Origin of the sequence: Acinetobacter sp. WCHAc060033, from assembly GCF_004209125.1 — a bacterium.
GTDB lineage: Bacteria > Pseudomonadota > Gammaproteobacteria > Pseudomonadales > Moraxellaceae > Acinetobacter > Acinetobacter wuhouensis.
Window position 1 is genome coordinate 1 of the sequence record NZ_SGSW01000019.1, and the last position, 21,559, is coordinate 21,559.

Below are 21,559 nucleotides of genomic sequence, written 5' to 3' on the forward strand. Positions count from 1 at the left end.
CTTTTTTCGAAAGTGAAACTAAGATTGATAACGAAGATGATTTAATTTCAACAATTGATGTAAAGACTTATGTAAAAGAATTGAAAGACATCGCAAACAGCTATGATTATATAGTCGCATGTGGGTTGGTTAATAATAAAACACTTAGTCGTTTAGGATTAATGGCAACGAACCGTTTTTTTCATAATGATATTTCTTCGGATTCCTTAATTGGCAATTCATATCGAATGTATTGTGGTGAATTGAAAGCTCCAACTATACGAAAAAAAATAAAATTTACTGATGAAAAAGGAATGGTTCGAGCAGAGATACAAAAGAGTTTTGATGATTTTTGTGTGATAACTTATTTACCAGGTAATATTCTTGACATTATTATAAATATGCACGTTATTGTAAAACCAAATATATTAAATCGTTTATACGCTCGACCATTTCAACCTGATTGGAAAATAGGTATATTGACACATAATTATAATTTAACCTTAAAAAATACGCACGATACTCAAGTTTTATGGGCATTTGTATCTGATGTTCATTATGATGGTAAGTTTAATGAAATGAGAATCGGTAGCACTCCTGAACTAAAAATAATAACTGTAGAAAATGAACGCCCAGATATGCTTTCTTTTATGAAAGATTGTAATTGTTTTATTCCTATTTCAGGTGAGGATAATCCGTTAAAAGCTGGTGATTATTTATATTATTTGGAAATTTAATGGTACTTAAAAAATGACAAAAATAAAACCCTCAAAAGAGGGTTCTATCAATTCAAAAAATTAACCTGAAATATATTGCTGTAACTGATCAATCAGCTTTTTCTGATCTTCCATTGTGGCTTTGACCAAGTCACCAATCGAAACAAAGCCGACCAACATACCTTCTTCAAGTACAGGGAGGTGACGTAAATGACCATCAGTCATTAATTCTAGACATTGTTCTACAGTATGGCTTGGGGTCACAGAAATTACTTTAGATGTCATAATCTCAGCGACAGTGGTATGGTCAGATGTACGCTGCATCAATGCAATTTTACGGGTATAGTCGCGTTCTGAAAGGATGCCGACCAGCTTATTGTCTTCTGTTACGACTACTGCACCAATACCTTTATTTGCCATAAGCGTAATTGCTTCTAAAACCGTGGCAGACGGCGAAATCGTATAAACTTCACGACCAATTTTATCTTGGATTACTTGTGCTACTGTAGTCATAATTATTTTCCTTATTGAGTGTGCCTCTACTGCACACCTTTAAATTAACTGTATTTTAAAACTTTGCAAATACTTTACAGTCACAAATTATAGTGCTTGTTTTTTACAGCTTTCTTAAATCAATGGAAAATAAAAATTAAATCGCCTGAAATTGGGGTGAATTTGCAAAAAAGAAATGATCCATTTGCAAAGTTGAAAGTTTAAATTTACGAGAAGATGAGTTAAACAAAGCCGGTTTAATGTTTAAACGTGTCAATGTCGGGAGTAGAGAATCTTTAAAATCCTTTGGTGTGATTTTTCGTGGTGTATAGTTGGGCCAGTGAATCTTTGCATATTGATGTGCTTGAACGGCATTCAGCCAAAAGGGGAAATATACTTCATCTGAGCCAGACTTCATTGCCCAACCTTCATGATAAAGTCCCCAAAGAACACCACAATACATCAGTGATTTTAAAATAGAAATTTTGATAAAAAACTCATTTGAAATCGGCTGTAGATGAATATACTTTTTCATAATCGGCATTCATTTTTAGTACATTTCTATTGTAATTGAAAAAGCGCTAAGAACCGTTGGCGCTTTATACTGAATCGTAAGCAATTATTAAAATTAGCAAAGAATGTTATAAGAATGTCTGCTTGAGAAACGTTTTGTGAGTATTACGCTATGAAAGAATAAACAAGCGGCATTAAAAAACGCCACCGAGGTGACGTTTTATTATGCTTGCATGGTTGCCATCTTTTCCCAGTATTGGGCTTTTAGCGAATCACGTTCTACACGGAAACCTTGGTAATAAAGTTCTGCAAGGAACGTTGCTGCTTTACCATGTCCTGCTTTTGCTGCGTCTTCTAATGCCTTTACAGCTTCTACAAAGTTCATTTCACATTGAATCGTATTTACAGCGTCTGCATAAACATGTTCTAGGTCTTGTTGAGAGATTTGATGAATCATATATAACTCCTTATTGTAATTATGATCTTTAAAACTACAGCTCCCCAACGGAGCTTATACTTAACTAATCTAACTTAACTTTATTAAACTAATATTACAAAATGCTTCACTTGTCAAGTAATCTACTGGGATTACTTAACGAATATAAGATTACATGATTAAACAATAATCAGAAATAATATTTATTAAAATCAATATGAGAATTATGACAAAGGGAGAGTAAAAATGACTAATACAATAGATGGATTTACTTTTGATGTACCCGCTGCTGAGTCTCAGATTGTTGAATTAGCTCAGTATCATCGAAAACAATTGGACGAAGCAATTTACCATCAAGAAATACATCTTGGTGATTACTGTTTAGCCCAACGTAAGCGTGTTTACGATTATACCAAAAATCTTGACGCAACGCAAAAAAAAGGTTTTTACCGTGTTTATGATAACGAATTGCGACGCCTTGCAGATGATGATGACTTACATCCTGTACATGCGGAAGGTGGTGTGAGTATCTTCGCAGTGGTGATCGCGTTGGTGATTATTGCTGGAATTTTATATTTTGCATTTCTAAGGGCAGTTTTATGAAAGTTAATTTAAACTGATTTTCTTGGAGACTTAAAAGTTCAGTAGTCAAGGTCAAATTATTGGTGTTATGTATCATGCTTATTTACTCAAAACTCTCATCATTTGCTGATGGGAGTTTTTCTTTTTAGATCTTGTTGTTGAAGTGTATTTTTATTTGTTGGTGGAATAGGGCGAAAGATGGGTTCGTACATTTAAAATGATCAATAAACGGTTTAGGCATTTAAAAGTCTGGATAAAGCGCTATTTTTTTATCTCTAGGATGATAGACTATCTGCAATTCGAGGTAGTTCATGCTTAAATTCAAAGATTATTTTCAAAAGTTGTATCGTTCTTTTCCTTTAGAGCGGTTTTTGAATTTTTTTGTGGCGTGTATGATTGTTGGAATGATAATACTTGCAACATTGGCGCTTTTGCGTCCGATCAGTCCGACGCAGTATAAAAATGTCCTTGCATATTCTGATCAGGCGGCTTATCCGAAAACGCAAGTTCTCGCAAAAAAATTAAGTCAACAAGAGCGTATTTCGGTTGCCGAGTATTTTCGGTTGTTGCGCGCTTATTATTATGAAAAACAAGGTATTAAAAAATATCCTGCTGTAGATGTGGCTAGTTCTAAATAAGCTTTCACGATTCACGATTCACGATTCACGATTCACGATTCACGATTCACGAAGCAGGTCTAATGGTCTTTTTAATGATCAGGGCTGGAATATCTGGCATTGTCTGAGTGTCAGGTTTTAAGTTTAAATCTTTATTTTCTAGCTGATTCGGTACTTCAAGATCATTTATCAGCATTTCTTTCAACGCGACTTGATCAAGTGTAGGTGCAACAACAACAAGGGTTAAACGATCTGCACGTAAGTGTTTTTGGATGGCAGTTTGGACTTGTTTGGCTGTAATGCTACTGAGTTGTTTTTGATATTGACTTAAGTAATCTGCAGGTAATTGATAAAATCCAATCGCCGCAATCTGCGCATTGATATTGGCATTTGAACTAAATGTCATTGGAAATGATCGCAAAAGTCCTTCTTTGGTTTCTTCCAATTGTTTCTTTTGAATTGGCTTTTTGACAAAGTCACGCAAAGCTTGATGTGCAACTTGGATACTATCAATCAGCTGTTTTTCTTCAGTTGAATAACTCAAACTAAAAAAACCTTGTGAGAGCGTACTGACCAACGAACTATATGCGCCGTAAGTATAGCCACGTTTGACTCGTAATTCTTTCATCAGTACCGAGTTAAATCCGCTACCGCCAAAGATTTGATTGGCAACTTCTAAAGCAACACGATCAGGATCATTTCGTTGAATGGCTAAGTGTCCCATCATGACATGGGCTTGGCTTGAGTTAAAAGGAATGTAATGAATATTAAAATCTTGTTGATCTTCAGGTGTTGGTAGAGGCGCAACGGCTTCACCTTGGGTGATATTTTGGCTGATTGTATTCGAAATTTTCATTGCATCATTGGCGCTTAAATTTCCCGTGATTGCGATATTCATATTCTGAGCGATGAGTAACTTTTGACGAAATGTTCTGAGTAATTCGGGGGTTATCTTCTTTAAACTACCATTGGTTCCTGTCGTGGGTTCAGCATAAGGATGTTGTCCATAGAGTGCGCGATAAAAGCGAATATTCATCATTCGGCTTGGATTTTCTTGGACTTGTTTTTGACCAATCTTGGTGTTATTTAAGACTAAATTTAAACCTGAAGGATTGAATTGTGCATGATTTAAAATGTGCATCATCATGTTCACAGCAGGGTTGAGTTTGTCTGGATCTGACAAAACTCTTAAGCGTACGGTAAACATGTCACGATACGCATTGACACTAAATTGTGCGCCTAACCCCTCGAAGGTCGAAGCAATTTGTTTAGCTGTATATTGCTCTGTACCTTCAGTCATCAGTCTTGCAGTCATATTCGAAATACCAAACAAGCCTTTACCTATCGCTTCATCTTGTGAAGATCCTGCATTAAAAGTCAGTTGAATATCGACAATGGGTAGATCTGGTGCTGAAACAAAGAGTGTGCGAACTTTTAAATTATTCTCTAAATCTTGAACAAAAGGTGTCTGATAGTTTTGCTTTTTTTCTAAATTTTTCAGGCTTTGTAATGTGGAATAGGATTTTAAAACAGTATTATCTATCATTTCATCCGTATCACGATCATCGAATTCGACCTCTGCATGATTTAAACTAGCCGTAGAGAGTGTGATAATAAGTAAAAGCGATGTTTTTAAATGTTTTTTTGAAAATATAGACAGACGCATAATTCACCTTATTTATTCTTTTGTGTTTTCAGGCAGGAGATAAAGACTACTTAAGTTATCTTTGACGAAATAAATATTGGCGATTCTGAGTAAATCTTGTGGGGTAACTTTGTCATAATGCTTTGGCAATTCATCAATCAAGCGAAAACTCAAACCATTGACCTCTAAGTTACCAATCATATTGGCTTGCCCTGCAATATCATCTTGGCTATAGATCAAATTTGAAACGAAATTATTCTTCACTCGATCAAGTTCATTTTGATTGACCAATTCTGTTTTAAATAAACTCATTTCTTTTTCAATTGCTTTTTGCGCATCTTCTAATGAAACACCTTCACTCGGAAGAGCTGAGATCATGAAAATACTGTCACCACGATTATATGGGTCATAACTGACACTAATTGCAGTCAGCGTTTTCTTATCGCGGACAAGGCGATCTTGTAGACGAGCTGAAATTCCACCATCGAGTAAGGATTGGATAATCGTAAGTGCATAGGCATCTTGTGGGTTTTTCGCCGTGGCAATGGAACGTACATTCCACGCCATAAATAAGCTTGGTACTTGTACAGGTAAATGTACTTGCATGTGACGATAACCAACGCGGTCATATTCGAGAACATCATTGCGATCTGGAAGTTGCTTTTTAGCAATACCACCAAAATACTTTTCGATTTGTTTTAATGCCTGTTCAGCATTGACATCGCCAACGATGACAAGTGTTGCATTATTGGGGGTATACCATGTCTGATACCAATGCTTGAGGTCTTCTAAACGAATATTTTGTAAATTTTTCATAAAACCAATCACGGGTTGACGATAGTGACTGGTTGGATAGGCAATCCATTTAAAACGTTCATAGGCAAGATTGCGTGGATTGTCATCGGTTCTTTGGCGACGTTCTTCCATCACGACTTTAATTTCGGGATCAAAGTCTTGTTGTTTTAAAACCAAGTTAGACATTCGGTCTGCTTCAAGTTCTAAAGCGAGAGGGAAGTATTTTTTTGGATAAAGTTGATAATAATTGGTGTAGTTGGTAAATGTTGCAGCATTGGTTCGTCCACCATAGATTCGGCTAAGACGCGTAAATTCATCATCTGGGACTTTCTGCGTGCCTTTAAACATCATATGTTCAAGCACATGAGAAATACCCAATAGATTGCCAGATTCATCACTGCTGCCAACGCCATACCAAATTTGAGTCATGACAATGGGGGAACGATGATCTTCACGAATGATGACTTTTAGCCCATTCTTTAGTGTGGTTTCAAATGTGGTACGAGCAAGTTGACTTTCGGGCGCTGCATAAAGTGATGTTTGTATAAAATTCAATGAAATAAAGCATACAGGCGGAATTAGCATTCTCCATAATTGAGTTCGAGAACGGACAAGAATTTTAAAAGATTTGGATTTTAAAATACGCACAAATTGCCTGAATATTTATTCTAAACGTATAACTATTCTCAAAAAATTAAAGATTTAAAGCAAGGCAGGAATGTTGCATTTTGGTTGAGATGTTTTATCACTGCTTTAACACTAAAAATTGCCTTAAAATATGCTAAACTCATTCTTTTTTAACGCTATGCTTTTCAAGGAATCGGCATGCAGGAACAGCAAAATAAATTCTTGATTGATGCGGATATTGGTGATGATGATGTCACATTACCGAGTTTACCCGCAGTCAATGTGCCTATTATTGAAAATGAAAAAGTAGAAACACCTAAGACTGAAACAGTAGTTGAAGAAAGTCTTTCAGAGGAAACTGCCCAAACTGAAGAAAAAGCCAAAGGTGGCTTCTTCAGTCGTATGAAAGAAGGTTTAACTAAATCTCGTAAAAATCTTGCTGATGGGATGGTGAATATCCTGATCGGTGGTAAAGAGATTGATGATGAGTTACTTGAGGAAGTTGAAGAACAACTTTTGGTTGCTGATATTGGTGTAGAAGCGACGAAAACCATTATTACCAATTTAACTGAACGTACTGCGCGTGGTGATTTGATCTATTCACATTCACTGTATAAAGCATTACAAGAAGAATTGGTTGCTTTACTTGCGCCACGTGTAAAACCTTTACATATTGACCCGAACAAAAATCCTTTTGTGATTCTTGTTGTTGGTGTCAATGGTGTTGGGAAAACCACAACCATTGGTAAATTGGCAAAACGTTTACAAGGTGAAGGCAAGAAAGTCATGCTTGCGGCAGGTGATACTTTCCGTGCAGCAGCTACTGAGCAATTACAAATCTGGGGTGAACGCAACAATATTCAAGTGGTTGCTCAAGGTCATGGTGCTGACAGTGCGTCTGTGATTTTTGATGCTTTTGAAAGTGCGCGTGCCAAAGGTGTTGATGTATTGATTGCCGATACCGCAGGGCGTTTGCACAATAAAAGCAACTTGATGACTGAGTTGACCAAAGTTAAGCGTGTAATGCAAAAAATTGATGCAACTGCGCCACATGAAGTGATGTTGGTTGTAGATGCAGGCACAGGTCAAAATGCCATTAACCAAGTTGAAATGTTCGATGAAGCTGTTGGTTTAACAGGTTTAACCATTACTAAATTGGATGGTACGGCAAAAGGTGGTGTGTTGTTTAATATTGCCAGTCGTACCCATGTGCCAATTCGTTTTATTGGTGTCGGTGAGAAGATTGACGATCTTCGCCCGTTCTCTGCAAAATCCTTTGTTGCAGCGCTTTTTGAGACAGATAAATAATTCATATTATTTTTCAATCATTCAACATTGAATAAAAGAACTCCGCTTATGCGGAGTTTTTATTCATTTGGATTCTGAGAAATGTTTAATTGTTTTAAAAAACAGCAGAATAGCCTGACCAGACTGAGAATAAAAAAACTTTAGTGGTTAGAATACCCATATAAAATTTATGGTTTTTATTTGGTTTAATCTTTGGGGGATTTATGGCATTTTTAGCGAAAATAGGGCAAGTACTAAACACTGAAATTTCCAAAGATTTAATTTTTAAAAAGAAAGAATTAGAAGAAAATACCTATAGTTTTTTGGAAGATATGAAAAAGCGCAGAAGTTATTATGAACTCAGTAATCGTGTGAGTTTAAGCCCTGAATATCTTACCCAATTGATTAAAGAGGCTGCGCGTTGCTGTCCTTCGGCACTGAATTCTCAAAGTGCACGAATCGTCATTCTGTTGGAGGATTCACATTTCAAATTTTGGCAAATGGTGAAAGAGGTACAACATCACGCCGTGGCTGAAGCCATTTGGGAAAGTATGGATATTAAAGTTGATCGTTGTGCATCTGCGTTTGGTACAGTTTTATTTTTTGAAGATCAAGATATTATCCAAAGCCTACAAAAGCGTAAACCTTTGCAAGCAGAAGAATTTCAATTGTGGTCTGAACAAACGTCTGGAATGGTACAGTATGCGGTGTGGACTGCAATTGCGAGTACAGGTTTAGGTGCTTCGATTCATCATTTCAATCCATCTATAGATCAAGCAACCACAGATTTACTGGATTTACCGAAACAATGGCAACTCAAAGCACAGTTGGTTTTTGGCAGTATTCTTGAAACTGCTGTAAATAAAAATGAATTAAATGATGAAGTTATATTCAGAGTGCTTTCATAATCGTAATTTTTTAAAATTTTTATAGTGAGTGCTTTAAATTTAAAACATTGAAAAGATTTGATTTATTATATTGTTCTAAATATGGAACACTTTGTTATTGATATAAACCTGACGAAGTAACGGAATATGCAATACACTGAGACCATGTTAAAGAAAACGGCCAACAGGGTCACAGAAGGAATATAGATATGTCATTTTTAAATCAAATCAAACAACGTCGTACAATTTATGCAATTGGTAAAGATGTAAGTCTAGATCAAGCGAAAATTGAAGAAATCATCAAAGAAGCTGTGAAACAAAGTCCATCAGCGTTTAACTCACAATCTTCACGTGCAGTGATTTTATTTGGTGATTCACACGTTAAATTCTGGACAATCGTACTAGAAACTTTACGTAAAATTGTTCCTGCTGAAGCTTTCGAAGGCACTGCAGGTAAAATCAACAGCTTTATCGCTGGTGCGGGTTCAGTATTGTTTTATGAAGACATGAGCGTGATCAAAGGTTTACAAGAACAATTTGCGCTTTATGCAGACAACTTCCCAGTTTGGGCTGAACATTCTACAGCAATTGCGCAATTTGCAACTTGGACAGCATTGTCTGAAGCGGGTATCGGTGCATCATTACAACACTATAACCCAATCGTAGACGAAGAAGTGGCTGAAGTATTTGGCGTACCTGCGGATTGGAAACTTCGTGCACAATTGGTATTCGGTTCTATCGAAGCGCCTGCTGGTGAAAAAGCATTTATCGATGATGCTGCACGTTTCAAAACTTTTAACTAATAGAAAATATTTTAAAAGTTTGAGCCAATTAACAATATGATTGGCTTGATTTGAAATAAAATCAGCCTGTTTAGATGATGAGTCTAACAGGCTGTTTTTCTATTCGACATTTATAAGAAGCCTCATTATTACAAACTAAGACTTTCCGATCAGCAATGATAAAATTCCTGCTGCAATGAGTGGACCTACAGGAACACCGCGTAGTAAAGCAACACCAGCGACTGTACCAATGAGTAAACCAGCCACAACATTGGGTTGATTGGTCATGAGCGACACACCACGACCACCTAACCATGCTACCAATAAGCCAATCGCAATAGCGCAAAGTGATTTCCAGTGCATAAATGATTTGAGAATCTCTTCACCTGCAATTTTTCCGCTGGCAATTGGCGTTAGTACACCAATGGTGAGGATGATAATACCGACTTCTAAACCGTGACGTTGTAAGAGTGGAAAAAACTCACTCAGTGGTGTGATACGAAAGACGATCAATACTGCTGCCGCTATAGTCACCGCTGTGTTGTGACTGAATACGCCACATGCAAGTAATACAATCAGCACCATTAAGTTTAGGTCTAAACTGCTAAGACTCATTTTGATTCAACATTTTTCATTTCAATACACCTGATCATTATACTGAAAAGATAGAAAGGATAGGGCGCAGCATTGGAATATTCTAAATCATTGCATTATTAAGCTTACTTGAGGATTGATTGAATATTGATGTGACATGGGGATTGCTTTAAATATCAGTTAGGTTTTTAAGCCGAGATCCATTAAAATACATGTCAATTTATTTAGGTTCTGTTTTATGTTTTTGGAAAAAATGTTGCAATCACAAGGCTTTGGTTCACGTAAGCATTGTCAACAACTCATTAAGAATGGGGCGGTTGCAATCCAAAATGAAGTGATTACAGAGCCTAAGTTTAAATTAAATCTGCAAGATTTAGAATTTTCCGTGCATGGTCAGTCTTTTCAATATCGTGAAAAAGTGTATGTCGCACTCAATAAACCCGTAAATTATGAATGCTCACATCAGGCGACACATCACTTTAGTGTGTTTGATTTATTTGATGATGTATTGATGAATCGTGGCATGCAATGTGTGGGGCGACTCGATCAAGATACAACAGGGTTGTTATTGCTCACGGATGATGGACAATTTTTACAGGCTTTAACGCATCCTAAAAAACATGTGCCTAAAGTTTATCAGATGCAAACCGCTGATCCAGTGACTGACGAACAGATTCAACAACTTGAGCAAGGTGTTGAATTACGTAATGAAAAGGGTATATTTTCGGCAACAGATGTTATCCGCTTAGATGAATTTAAATTGCAAATGACAGTGCATCAAGGTGTTTATCATCAAGTTAAACGGATGCTCGCAGCAGTTGGAAATAAAGTAGAAAATTTACATCGTGCACAAATTGGACAATTAAAATTAACTGATTTAGCTGAAGGTGAATGGATTTATCTAACTGAAAATCAGGCTAATGCTGCGAAAAACCTGATTGCAGATCAAATTTAAGTTTAAAAAATAGATTGAGACTTGAAATATTGGCAAATTTTGCCCTTATCTATTGGTATCTATAATACTTTTATTTTAAGAAGCAGTGGAAAGTTTGAAACTCATTATCTTTAACGAAGCCCATTTGTTCATAAAGCTGATGGGATTGGTAATTGCTTTTTTGAGTTTCTAGACTAATACGTTGCGCATTTTCATGACGTGCAAAAAGTATTGCAGTATCAATCAATTGTTTGGCTGAACCTTGCCTGCGATAGCTTGGTGTGACATAGACATCATCTAAAATATAATATTTTAAACAGGCAACAGAGGAAAAACCCAAATACAGCAATACAAAGCCAGTAAATACATCATCTTTAACGTGAATAAAAATGACACTTTCTTTATTCTCAAAACGTTGAGTAAGAAAGCTGAGAGATTGTTTGATATTGGAGGATGCACCGTAAAATTGACGGTATTCATCAAATAAAATAGCAAGTTGGTTTAAATCTTCTTTGGTCGCACGACGAACGATCATTTATCACTCCTTGCAAAGTAAATTATTATCCTTGCAATAGAGCATAACCAAAAAAGTGAAAAGTGAACTCAAAGAATTGTTTAAAAATGCGACACTGTTAAGTTTTGTCACTTTCACCCAAGATCGCATTCAACTCTGCAAATAAATCTTCATCGTCATCACTCAATTCAACAGTAGGATTGGCTTGCCCATTTTGTTGTTCTTGTTTCAATTTTCTTAATTTTAACAATTGATCCATATTAATATTTTGATTTTCAATCGCGAAGGGGATTGATTTGGTGATCACGACTTGTTTGAAAAATAGACGAACTGCTTGAGCAGGTGTAATTCCCAATTGCTTAAAAACAGCAAAAGCTAATTTTTTTTCTTGTGAATCAAGGCGTACTTGATAGACTTCAGTTTTTCTCATGAATAAAACCAAACAATATTTGAGTTTGAGTGCCTATTTTAATCAAAGCTTAAGTAATTTCAATGTCTAATCATCAAAAAGTCGTATATTGTCATTACGTCAAAATTACAGTGTGAGTTCAAATTCAGAACAGAAATGCAAATTTTCCCCTATTATCGGATCTTTGAAATGAATTTCTTTGGCTAAAAGTTGTAAAGGCTGGGTGAAGTCTGCATCATTTTTATGCTGAACTACTGGGTAAAATGGGTCATTTTTGATCGGAATGTTGAGCCAATTTAAATGTACTCGCAATTGATGTTGCTTACCTGTAGAGGGCTTGAGTAAGTATTTTGCCCATTGTCCGTTACATTCAAGGACTTCAATATCGGTATGTGAATTATTTTCACCCTCAATCACTTGCATGGTGTAAAAAAGTTCCCCTTTATCCAGTCTCAAACTTAAGGAATAAGGGAACTTCAAGTCAGCTCGATAGGGTGCAATCGCGTGATAAGTTTTATCCACTTTACGCTCTGCAAACATTTGTTGGTACGCACCACGAGTTTTAGGTCGTTTTGAAAACAATACAATGCCAGCAGTTTCACGATCTAAGCGATGAATCGGAGTTAAATCTGGATTGCCAGTGGTTTTTTTAAGCCTGACCAAAAGGGTTTCTTGTACATATTGTCCAGTTGGGCTGATGGTTAAAAAATGCGGTTTATCCACCACCAATAAGTCGTCATTTTCAAATAAAATCTTTTCTTGAAATGGTACATGGGTTTCATGGGCGAGAAAGCGATAATAATAAATATGCGTATTGGCTTGGAATGGACTATTGATATTTAAGCATTGTCCAGCCATATCAATAATCAATTGATCATCAAAGCGTTGTTGCCACTCAGTTCTCGAAATATGGGGAAAATGAACAGTTAAATATTCAAAGATTGTATTGAAAGTTTGATCTGTTTTTTGCAAAAAGACTTTAGATGCGGTTACGCCATCTCGCATGGGTGGAACATAACCTAAAATGGGTGCGGTATTTTTCATAAGAACAGTGAATTAAATGAATGGCGTGATGATATTGCGAGTATGTTTTTGAGCATCAAAGGACTATTTCTACACAATGCAACATAGGTTTTATGCGCTTGCAATGCTATCATAACGTCTTGTTTGAATCATGTCGTGAGCACTATGCAATATTCATGTAAATTAAGTCTAAGCAATGAACAAGAGACCGAAAAGTTAGCGCAAAAATTGGCGCAACATATTGCCCAAGGCGTGATTTATTTAATAGGTGACTTAGGTGCAGGTAAAACCACTTTAACGCGATATTGGCTACAAAATTTAGGTCATCAAGGTGCAGTAAAAAGCCCGACCTATACCTTGGTTGAACCTTATACCATTAATGGAAAAGAAGTCTTTCATTTTGATTTATATCGTTTAAATGATCCTTATGAACTTGAATTGATGGGGATTCGTGATTATTTAGATGTGCCGAATGCTTTATTTCTATTTGAATGGCCATCGAAAGGTGGTGATGAAATTCCGCAAGCAGATCATGTGATTACAATTCTCAAAACAGACGATGAAAGCGTGCGTGAAGTGATCATTGAAAGTGTTTCGGAAACACTGATTCAAGCGCTGAGTTAATTTTTATTTTATTCATTATCATTTCAATTAGGTGAAATGAGTATTGAGAATCGTGCCCAATCAACATTCTATTCATTTTAATTTTAGGTTAATTGAATGCAACGTGAAGACATCAGTTTAAGACGTATCCAAACTTTAAATCCTGCACTTGCCAACCAAATCGCGGCAGGTGAAGTGATTGAACGCCCATCGTCTGTGGTCAAAGAGCTACTAGAAAACTCGATTGATGCGGGAGCGACTGAACTGATTATTCGTGTGGCGAATGGTGGCAGTACCTTGATCGAGATCATCGACAATGGTCGAGGGATTCATCCTGAAGATTTAGCCTTATCGGTGACGCGCCATGCCACCAGTAAAATTCAAAATGCTGAAGAATTACAAGCCATTGTCAGTTTGGGTTTTCGTGGAGAGGCTTTGGCTTCGATTGCTGCTGTATCACGTTTGACATTGACCAGTAGTCAAGATGACTCAGGCGTAGGTTATCAACTTGAAGTGAATGGCACGGCATTCGACCATCAGGATATTCAAGCGGTTGCTGCACAGCAAGGCACACATATTCGGATTCAAGATTTATTTTTTAATGTGCCTGCACGTCGTAAGTTTTTGAAAAAGCCTACAACAGAATTTGGTCATATTGAAGAAATCGTGCGCCGTATGGCACTGACACATTTCGATATTCGTTTTGTTCTAGAACATAATGACAATATTCGTTTAAACCTACCGATTGCAGATAGTGGTGAATTACGCTATCAACGTGTGCAACAATTATTGGGTCGTCAATTTACTGAAAATGCTTATTGGATTGATGCGGACAGTATCAGTATGCGATTATCGGGTTGGTTAGGTCATCCCTCAGATGCACGCGCGCAGGCAGATTTGCAATACGTTTATGTGAATGGTCGTATTGTCAAAGATAAAACCATTTCTCATGCGTTGCGCATGGCATACGATGGTATTTTACATGGGCATCAATATTCAGCTTATTTACTATTTTTAGAAGTCGATCCTGAAAATATTGATGTTAATGTACATCCGACCAAGCATGAAATTCGTTTTTTAAATCAGCGTGAGGTGCATGAATTTGTACGTCATTATGCCAAAGAAACTTTATCGCAATTTCAAACAGCGAGTGCTGAATTGTCTTCTGCAATGAAGCAAGATCAAGATGACACCAATCAGCAATGGCAACAGGCTCAACCACGTTATCAAGAGCAATTTCAATTACATCGTGACGCAACAAACACTTCAAATAACCATCAACAATTGCATGATCAAAATAGCCTAAGCAATTCTGATTCTCAGATGTTGAATGATGGTTTAACTGACTTTAGTCAGCCACAAGGGCAAACCATCAATTATTCACAGTCATCTCAGCAACAATATCGTGGTACGCAACAGCTCAATAATGCATTGAAAAGTTATTTAGCACCTTTACGTGAGCAAGACGATTCAGCTTTGAATAATCATGTTGATTCACAAAATCTATCTGATCAGGCTTCTTATGAACGCTCGGTGCAAAATCTTGAAAATAAACACAGCAACTATGTTGATGAGCATCCTTTAGGTATTGCGATTGCACAATTGCACGGTATTTATATTCTTGCTCAAAATACCGAAGGTTTGATTATTGTTGATATGCATGCGGCACATGAACGTATTTTGTTGCAACAAATGAAGTCAGCTTGGGATAAACCTGAATTTTGGACATCACAGCAATTGTTGATTCCAAAAGTCATTTCAATTACTCGCATGCAAGCGACTCGGATTGATGAATTAAAACCGCAATTAGAGCGTTTGGGCTTAGACATCGACCAATATGGCGATGATCAAGTGATTGTACGTGGTGTGCCTGCGATTTTGCATAAAGCAGATTTTGAATCACTTGTCCCTGAGCTTCTGAATGATTTAGATCCGAATGATGAGGCACAGGCTTTACAACAGAAACGTGATCAAATTCTTGCAGGTATGGCATGCCATGGTGCAGTGCGCGCACATCGAATGTTGAGTTTGTCTGAAATGAATGCTTTATTGCGCCAAATGGAACAAACCGAGTTTGCCAGTCAATGTAATCATGGTCGTCCAACATGGCGTGCATTTCCACTTAATCAATTAGATAAATTATTTGCTCGAGGAGAGTAGTTGTACATGTCAAATCAAAAGCCTGTCATCAATTTAATGGGACCGACTGCGAGTGGGAAAACCGCTTTGGCATGTGAACTATATGAACGCGGTGGCTATGAGCTGATTTCCGTCGATTCTGCGCTGGTTTATAAAGAGATGGACATTGGTACGGCGAAACCCACCAAAGAGGAACAGGAGCGCTATCCGCACCATTTAATCGATATTATTACGCCACTCGACGTGTATTCTGCGGCTGAATTTGTTGAAGATGCTTGTAGCTTGATTGATGATATTCATGCACGCGATAAAACTCCGATTCTTGTGGGTGGGACGATGTTGTATTTCAAAGCACTGTTAGAGGGGCTTTCATCCAATTTACCGTGTGCTGATTACGAGATTCGTGCGGAAATTGAACGCAAGGGAGAGCAGGAGGGCTGGCAAGCCGTTTATGATGAATTGAAATCAGTCGATGCCTTGGCTGGTGAGAAATTTAAAGTCAGTGATAAACAGCGGATTATTCGTGCATTAGAGGTTTATAAAATAACAGGGCGTCCAATTACACAACTACAGGCAGAACAACCCAAAAAGCAACCATATCGTTACAATTTTCATAATTATGCATTGGTACCAGATCGGTTAGAATTACATAAACGTATTGAATTGCGTTTAGAAAAAATGTGGGATATTGGTTTTTTAAATGAGGTGAAATACCTGATTGAAAAATACGATCTCAATGAAAATTTGCCAGCATTCCGCTCGGTGGGTTACCGACAAGCAATTGAATTTTTGAAAAATTGTGATTTTAGTCATGAAAGTGAGCAGCAAATGAAGGATAAATCTTTGTTCGCGACACGACAATTGGCTAAACGTCAATACACTTGGTTACGTTCTTTGCAAGAATTACACCAATTCAACACTTTTTTAACGATAAAGCAGGCTCAAGAAGACTTGCGAAACTTACACGGATAAAGCAAAATTTAACAACTATCTTTTTTATAAATTTTAATTGAAAAATAAAGATAGTTTTTGCGCTGATTTTAATTTTTTTTTGGAGTATAAAATGTCTAAAGGTCAAACTTTACAAGATCCGTTCTTAAATTCTCTCCGTAAAGAACGCATTCCAGTTTCTATCTTTCTTGTAAACGGTATCAAATTACAAGGTCATATTGAATCTTTTGACCAATATGTAGTTCTTTTGAAAAATACAGTAAGCCAAATGGTTTACAAACATGCGATTTCTACAGTTGTACCTGCACGTAATCCACGTCCTGCTGGTGCTCCTGCTGGTGCTCAAGGCGCTGCTGGTGGCTTCGGTGGTCAAGCTGGTGGCTTCGGCGGTCAACAAGGCGGCTTCGGCGGTCAACAAGGCGGCTTCGGCGGTCAACAAGGTGGCTTCGGTGGTCAAGGCGGCTTCGGTGGTCAAGGCGGCTTCGGTGGTCAAGGTGGCTTCGGTGGTCAAGGTGGCTTCGGTGGTCAAGGTGGCTTCGGTGGTCAAGGTGGCTTCGGTGGTCAAAGTGATTTCGGTGGTGAAACTAAATTTGAAGACTCATCTGAAGATGAAAACAATCGTTAATTTGTAGATAAATTCATCTTTGATGATCACTATGAATTAAATAGATTCTTAAAAGACGCTCTAGGGCGTCTTTTTTTATGGCTAAAGTTTAGCCAGTGTTTATAAGTGAGGTGTTAATTATTGTGATTTTAATTTTTTTGCTGGAATTTGAAAATAATGATCTATTTAACCTGAGTTCGAAGTTGATTTCTTCCAAAAAATTGATACGCGGAAACGTCCTTCGCAATTGTTTGAGGCATGAGTCAGTCATGGCGCAAGATTTATAAGTTAATGTTTTTGCGATAATTTTGATATATTTCGGTAGCTGACGAGTACTGCGATGAGGATCCTCAAAATATATTTTGAGTCCGCAAGATGGTTTTCTTGCGCAGTTTAACTGCTCATTTTGCCGAATGAGAAACATCGTTTCGTAAGAGTGTGGTCGAGCCGAAGGCTAATCCTAATATATGAACAAAACCGATAAGACTCTGTCACAATGAACCTTACAAAAACCTTACCCTACTGAAATTATTAAAATAATTTATCGAACTGACGTTATTTAGTTTTCACGCATAAAAAACCAGTGATCTTGCACTGGTTTTTATCAACTCTAAAACTTAGCTTTTGCCTTGTTTCGGGTCTAGATTTGGATCTTTGATTTCAATATATGTGTTGGCGCGCAATTCTCTGATCCAGCTATCATATTCAGATTCGAATTGGCGTTCCCCGAGGATTTGGCGCGCCATACGTTTTTGGTATTCTGAAGTCATATCTTGTTGGCGCTTGCCAGTGACCTGGAGAATGTGCCAACCAAACTGAGTTTCAAATGGTTGACTGATGTCATTGACAGTTGCGCTTTGCATTACTTTGTCAAACTCAGGCACCATCATGCCTGGACTTACCCAACCTAGGCTACCACCGTCACGTGCGGAGCCTGGATCACTTGAATATGTTGCTGCAAGTGTAGAAAAATCATCACCCGCTTTTAAACGGTTATAAATACTGTTAATGGTTTGTTTGGCATTTTCAGCACTCACAACTTCTGATGTTTTGATCAAGATATGACGAGTTTCAAATTGTGGCACAAGCGCTTTTTGATCATTTGATTTTTTTTCTAATAATTTTAAAACATGAATACCGTCTTTTGCAGTAATCAAGTCTGTTGTTTGACCTATTTCGATGGAGCTAACACGTGCTGCGAGTTCAGCGGGGATGTCAGAAAGAGGGCGGAAGCCCATATCTGCACCATCAACTTTGATTTGAGCAGTACTATATTTTTTTTCAATTGCTTTTACATCGTTACTATTTTTTAAATCCGCACGCACTGATTTAGCAATATTTTCAATTTCGGCTACTGGTGCATTTCCAGCAATACGCATGTGCAATACTCGAGCTTGACTGCCTACAGCTGCTTGACCTTCTGGGGATTTAAGGAAATTGTCTACATCTAGATCTGTAATTTTAATTCTAGACATTACCTGCTGTTGGCTGAGTCTTTGAATCAGTAGATCTTCAGACACACGACCACGAAGCAATTCATAAGTTCCTGGTGCGACTGCATCTAATTTTTGTTGAAAAGCTTCGAGCGAACTCGAGCCTGATTGTTGTGCGACTTTTAATACAGCATCATTTAAGCTTTTCTCATCAGCCTTTAGACCATATTTTTTAACTTGTTCAAGTTGTGTGTCACGTGTGATGAGTTGACTGAGTACTTGCTGCTCTAAAATATTTTGTGGTGGAATTGGTTTTTTTTGTGCTTGAAGCTTGTGTGTTGCTTCAGCAATACTTTGATCCAAATCACTTTTTAAAATTGCAGTAGAACCTACGACTGCAATAATTTGATCTTTAGGGATATTCGCATTTGTAGATATGGATGTAGCAATGAGTAAAGCTAAAGTTGTTGCTTTAAATAATTTTTTAAAATTTTGCGTCTTCATTAATGTGTCCAAGATTGATTAGCTTTATCAAAACCTAAAATACGATTTTCAAGTAATGAACTTAACTTGTTGTTTAAACCACCAAGTCCTTTTAATGTGATTTCAGCCATTACCGCATTTTTACGTTTGGTATCTGGAGAAGAAACATCATCTAGATCGTTGTAGTAAGAACGACCATAGACAGAAATCCCCCAACAACAAGATTCATAATTTACACCGAGTAAATATTCACGAGCAACACGATTATCAAGGTCATATTGTGCATGACCCATGATACGCCAGTTGTCTTTTACAGGTTGTATAAATGATGCAACTGCTTGATCATATTTATCTTGACGATCTGGCAAGTCTTTTCTGTAGAAGTAACCTACATTATATAAATTACCTTTTGCACCTGTGTAGTACAGTTGCAGGTCTTGTTGAGCACTATCTCCATTCGACATCCATGCGGAGTTGGTGCTGATGGTAAAGTTTTGTGAAAGTTGACTGGATAAGCTTAAAACAGGGCCGGTATGCTTTTCACGATCGATTTCATCTAGACCACTACGTAGTCCCACTTTACGATCAGAGAAGTAATAGCTTTGCCCAACACTTGCTCTTAAGCGCTCTAAGCCAACTGTATCAAACAAACTGTAACTCACACCTAAAGACATGAAATTATAGTCTTCTAGGCGGTCATGCCCATAGAAACGATACGGACTAAATAACTGGTCATAGCTGATCGATGCCGTTGTTGAGTCAAAATTCGGATTTAGATTTTGATTCTCATAAGGTGCGTATGCGTAGAAAGCACGAGGTGTTATTGTTTGGAGGTATTTACCATCTTTTTCAAAAGTTAAACCAGTATCCAGTGTAAATTGTGGCACGATTACTGATTTTGTTCTGGAATCAGAACCATTATTTTGTGTGTCCTGGTCGTAGTAAACGTTCAGACTACGAACAGAAACTTCAGGAATCACAAATGACCACGGGTTTCTAAAATTATAACGCGTTGCAAATTGATTATATAAACGAGTACCGCTTGGTTGGCTGAGTGCTAAGCCTGCATCATTGATGTCTTTTTTAAAGTAAGCAGTATCGTTATTAAACTCGTATTCCCAACCTTGTGGGTTGCCACCGACATAATTAAGTAAAAATTGTGGCAGACGTGCGTATGGCTTATCAACATCAGGTATGGTTTCGTCGAGTGTTTGGAAGTCTTCAACTTTTAATTGTGCTTTTAAACCAGGAATGCCATGTGCATAGTTAAGTTCCCATGCACGACGTTGGTTTAATTCAGTTCTTGTACTTGGATTGTTGTCTAGATCCGAGAAAAAATCTTTATCAGATACATAGTTGTATTCTAAATTCGTCGACCATTGCGGATTAATATTCCAATTATGCAGGAAGTGTAGGTCTTTACGATCTTCATCATTATATTCACGATCATTTGGTAAATAGGTTCCCCAAATACTGCCTTGACCGAAATTTTCAGTTAAATAACGGAATTCACCTTGTGCGACTAAACCACGATCCGTAATCATTCTTGGCGTAATCGTTGCATCATAATTTGGTGCAAGATTTAAATAGACTGGAACTGAAAGTTCAAAACCACCGTCATTGGTAAAGCCAAAATTTGGATTCAGAATCCCTGTGGTACGACGATCATCTATCGGAAAGTTGAAATAGGGAACTGCGAGTACAGGAACATCTTTGACATACAGTTTTGTGCCACGTGTAACACCACGACCGGTTTCTTGGTCAAGGGTGATTTGATCCGCTTTGATGTTCCACGTCGGTTTTTCATCAGGTGGGCAAGTGGTATAGCTTGCATCTTCTAAAATGATTTTATTTTGTGATGGGCGTTCAATACGTTGAGCATGACCATGCGCATGTGTGAGTTCGGCAATATAAAAACTATTATTGAGTTGCCCAGTTTCATCTTTCAGGTTGTAATCAATTTGATCACTTTGTGCAATGATCCCACCTTGCGCCATTTGCACATTACCTTTGGCTTTGGCAAAGGTTTGAGTTTGATCAATGGTCACTTCATCAGCACGGATCATACGACCAGATTGGTCGATGACCACATCACCAGAAAGGATTGAGTCACCATTCGGGTTGTAGTAGCCATTATCCGCTGTAATGATGGAGGATGCTTCTTCAGGTTTTACAGATGTGTATTGAGTGCTAAACGGCGTAACCCAGACACCTTCACAGTAGCGATTGCTTGGATTCTTTGAATCACGGACTTGCGCTTCAGCAGAATTTTTGTCGACATAATATTGTTCAAAAAAGTTTTGTCCCGCAAAACTTTCCTTAATTGCAGCATTAAGTTGCGTATTATTTACTTTGGATGTCGCAACATCTGAAACATTGTTTGCTGTTTCAGCATAGCTTGATATTGAGCTTCCACAAAGTAGAGTCAAAACAGCGGTAGCCAAAGGATTAAATTTAAACTGATGCTTCATTTGTATCACTAACCAAATCTGCTAATCGCAATTAATTATTGTC

21 protein-coding genes and 1 pseudogene are annotated in these 21,559 nt (G+C 37.5%); 11 read left to right on the forward strand and 11 right to left on the reverse strand.

Features of this window, described 5'->3' with window-relative positions; genetic code table 11:
• Positions 1–716 (forward strand): annotated as a pseudogene (locus tag EXE10_RS21475) (MoeA protein); the annotation flags it as partial.
• 60 nt (positions 717–776) lie between these two features.
• On the opposite strand, the gene EXE10_RS10130 reads toward EXE10_RS21475, so the two are convergent.
• The 3 genes from EXE10_RS10130 to EXE10_RS10140 all read right to left on the reverse strand — a co-directional run bounded on the left by EXE10_RS10130 (position 777) and on the right by EXE10_RS10140 (position 2,157).
• Positions 777–1,208: a CBS domain-containing protein gene (locus EXE10_RS10130; protein WP_130113278.1), complete on the reverse strand. Its 432-nt coding sequence runs from the start codon at positions 1,206–1,208 to the stop codon at positions 777–779.
• A 136-nt stretch (positions 1,209–1,344) separates the two neighbouring features.
• Complete coding sequence (locus tag EXE10_RS10135; RefSeq protein WP_068973222.1) at positions 1,345–1,722, reverse strand: DUF2750 domain-containing protein; 378 nt, start codon at positions 1,720–1,722, stop codon at positions 1,345–1,347.
• A 201-nt stretch (positions 1,723–1,923) separates the two neighbouring features.
• Complete coding sequence (locus EXE10_RS10140; protein ID WP_068973221.1) at positions 1,924–2,157, reverse strand: hypothetical protein; 234 nt, start codon at positions 2,155–2,157, stop codon at positions 1,924–1,926.
• A gap of 225 nt (positions 2,158–2,382) precedes the next feature.
• On the opposite strand from EXE10_RS10140, the gene EXE10_RS10145 reads away from it, so the two are divergent.
• Positions 2,383–2,739 carry a hypothetical protein gene (locus EXE10_RS10145; protein WP_068973220.1) on the forward strand — a complete coding sequence of 119 codons (357 nt, stop codon included), beginning with the start codon at positions 2,383–2,385 and terminating at the stop codon, positions 2,737–2,739.
• Positions 2,740–3,029: 290 nt separating this feature from the next.
• Positions 3,030–3,356 (forward strand): hypothetical protein, encoded by a 327-nt coding sequence (locus EXE10_RS10150; RefSeq protein ID WP_130113279.1) that lies wholly within the window; start codon positions 3,030–3,032, stop codon positions 3,354–3,356.
• A gap of 46 nt (positions 3,357–3,402) precedes the next feature.
• Here EXE10_RS10150 and EXE10_RS10155 read toward each other — a convergent pair whose 3' ends face one another.
• Positions 3,403–5,001 carry a M16 family metallopeptidase gene (locus EXE10_RS10155; RefSeq protein WP_130113280.1) on the reverse strand — a complete coding sequence of 533 codons (1,599 nt, stop codon included), beginning with the start codon at positions 4,999–5,001 and terminating at the stop codon, positions 3,403–3,405.
• Positions 5,002–5,013: 12 nt separating this feature from the next.
• Complete coding sequence (locus EXE10_RS10160) at positions 5,014–6,360, reverse strand: M16 family metallopeptidase (RefSeq protein WP_416346103.1); 1,347 nt, start codon at positions 6,358–6,360, stop codon at positions 5,014–5,016.
• A gap of 240 nt (positions 6,361–6,600) precedes the next feature.
• Between EXE10_RS10160 and ftsY the strand changes: the two genes are divergently transcribed.
• From ftsY to EXE10_RS10175, 3 genes are all read left to right on the forward strand, one after another.
• Complete coding sequence (gene ftsY, locus EXE10_RS10165; protein WP_087553074.1) at positions 6,601–7,710, forward strand: signal recognition particle-docking protein FtsY; 1,110 nt, start codon at positions 6,601–6,603, stop codon at positions 7,708–7,710.
• Between the two features lie 203 nt (positions 7,711–7,913).
• Positions 7,914–8,597 (forward strand): nitroreductase family protein, encoded by a 684-nt coding sequence (locus EXE10_RS10170; RefSeq protein ID WP_130113282.1) that lies wholly within the window; start codon positions 7,914–7,916, stop codon positions 8,595–8,597.
• A gap of 188 nt (positions 8,598–8,785) precedes the next feature.
• Entirely contained in the window at positions 8,786–9,379 is a 594-nt protein-coding gene (locus EXE10_RS10175) for a nitroreductase family protein (RefSeq protein WP_087553072.1), read from the forward strand.
• Between the two features lie 135 nt (positions 9,380–9,514).
• Here the strand turns inward: EXE10_RS10175 and EXE10_RS10180 are convergent, their stop codons facing one another.
• A complete protein-coding gene (locus EXE10_RS10180; RefSeq protein ID WP_068973213.1) occupies positions 9,515–9,973 on the reverse strand; it encodes a DUF441 domain-containing protein in 459 nt (152 codons plus the stop codon).
• A gap of 217 nt (positions 9,974–10,190) precedes the next feature.
• On the opposite strand from EXE10_RS10180, the gene EXE10_RS10185 reads away from it, so the two are divergent.
• Positions 10,191–10,907, forward strand: coding sequence for a pseudouridine synthase (locus tag EXE10_RS10185; RefSeq protein ID WP_087553070.1), 717 nt, complete (start codon positions 10,191–10,193; stop codon positions 10,905–10,907).
• 70 nt (positions 10,908–10,977) lie between these two features.
• Here EXE10_RS10185 and EXE10_RS10190 read toward each other — a convergent pair whose 3' ends face one another.
• The 3 genes from EXE10_RS10190 to EXE10_RS10200 all read right to left on the reverse strand — a co-directional run bounded on the left by EXE10_RS10190 (position 10,978) and on the right by EXE10_RS10200 (position 12,853).
• Complete coding sequence (locus EXE10_RS10190; RefSeq protein ID WP_068973211.1) at positions 10,978–11,421, reverse strand: GNAT family N-acetyltransferase; 444 nt, start codon at positions 11,419–11,421, stop codon at positions 10,978–10,980.
• A 97-nt stretch (positions 11,422–11,518) separates the two neighbouring features.
• The gene (locus tag EXE10_RS10195) at positions 11,519–11,830 is read right to left on the reverse strand and encodes a type II toxin-antitoxin system RelB/DinJ family antitoxin (protein WP_068973210.1); all 312 of its coding nucleotides are present in this window, start codon (positions 11,828–11,830) and stop codon (positions 11,519–11,521) included.
• 105 nt (positions 11,831–11,935) lie between these two features.
• On the reverse strand, positions 11,936–12,853 hold the full coding sequence (locus EXE10_RS10200) for an RluA family pseudouridine synthase (RefSeq protein WP_130113283.1): 918 nt from the start codon (positions 12,851–12,853) through the stop codon (positions 11,936–11,938).
• 144 nt (positions 12,854–12,997) lie between these two features.
• Here EXE10_RS10200 and tsaE point away from each other — a divergent pair, with 144 nt between their 5' ends.
• The 4 genes from tsaE to hfq all read left to right on the forward strand — a co-directional run bounded on the left by tsaE (position 12,998) and on the right by hfq (position 17,150).
• A complete protein-coding gene (gene tsaE, locus EXE10_RS10205) occupies positions 12,998–13,456 on the forward strand; it encodes a tRNA (adenosine(37)-N6)-threonylcarbamoyltransferase complex ATPase subunit type 1 TsaE (protein WP_087553067.1) in 459 nt (152 codons plus the stop codon).
• Between the two features lie 96 nt (positions 13,457–13,552).
• A complete protein-coding gene (gene mutL / locus EXE10_RS10210) occupies positions 13,553–15,595 on the forward strand; it encodes a DNA mismatch repair endonuclease MutL (RefSeq protein WP_130113284.1) in 2,043 nt (680 codons plus the stop codon).
• 6 nt (positions 15,596–15,601) lie between these two features.
• Positions 15,602–16,546, forward strand: coding sequence for a tRNA (adenosine(37)-N6)-dimethylallyltransferase MiaA (gene miaA / locus EXE10_RS10215; RefSeq protein WP_130113285.1), 945 nt, complete (start codon positions 15,602–15,604; stop codon positions 16,544–16,546).
• A gap of 91 nt (positions 16,547–16,637) precedes the next feature.
• Entirely contained in the window at positions 16,638–17,150 is a 513-nt protein-coding gene (gene hfq, locus EXE10_RS10220) for an RNA chaperone Hfq (protein WP_130113286.1), read from the forward strand.
• Between the two features lie 596 nt (positions 17,151–17,746).
• Here hfq and EXE10_RS10225 read toward each other — a convergent pair.
• Together EXE10_RS10225 and EXE10_RS10230 are read right to left on the reverse strand one after the other, a co-directional pair.
• The gene (locus tag EXE10_RS10225; RefSeq protein WP_130113287.1) at positions 17,747–19,066 is read right to left on the reverse strand and encodes a peptidylprolyl isomerase; all 1,320 of its coding nucleotides are present in this window, start codon (positions 19,064–19,066) and stop codon (positions 17,747–17,749) included.
• Positions 19,066–21,516 (reverse strand): LPS-assembly protein LptD, encoded by a 2,451-nt coding sequence (locus tag EXE10_RS10230; RefSeq protein ID WP_130113288.1) that lies wholly within the window; start codon positions 21,514–21,516, stop codon positions 19,066–19,068. The genes EXE10_RS10225 and EXE10_RS10230 overlap by 1 nt, the downstream gene beginning before the upstream one ends.
• Positions 21,517–21,559 lie beyond the last annotated feature (43 nt).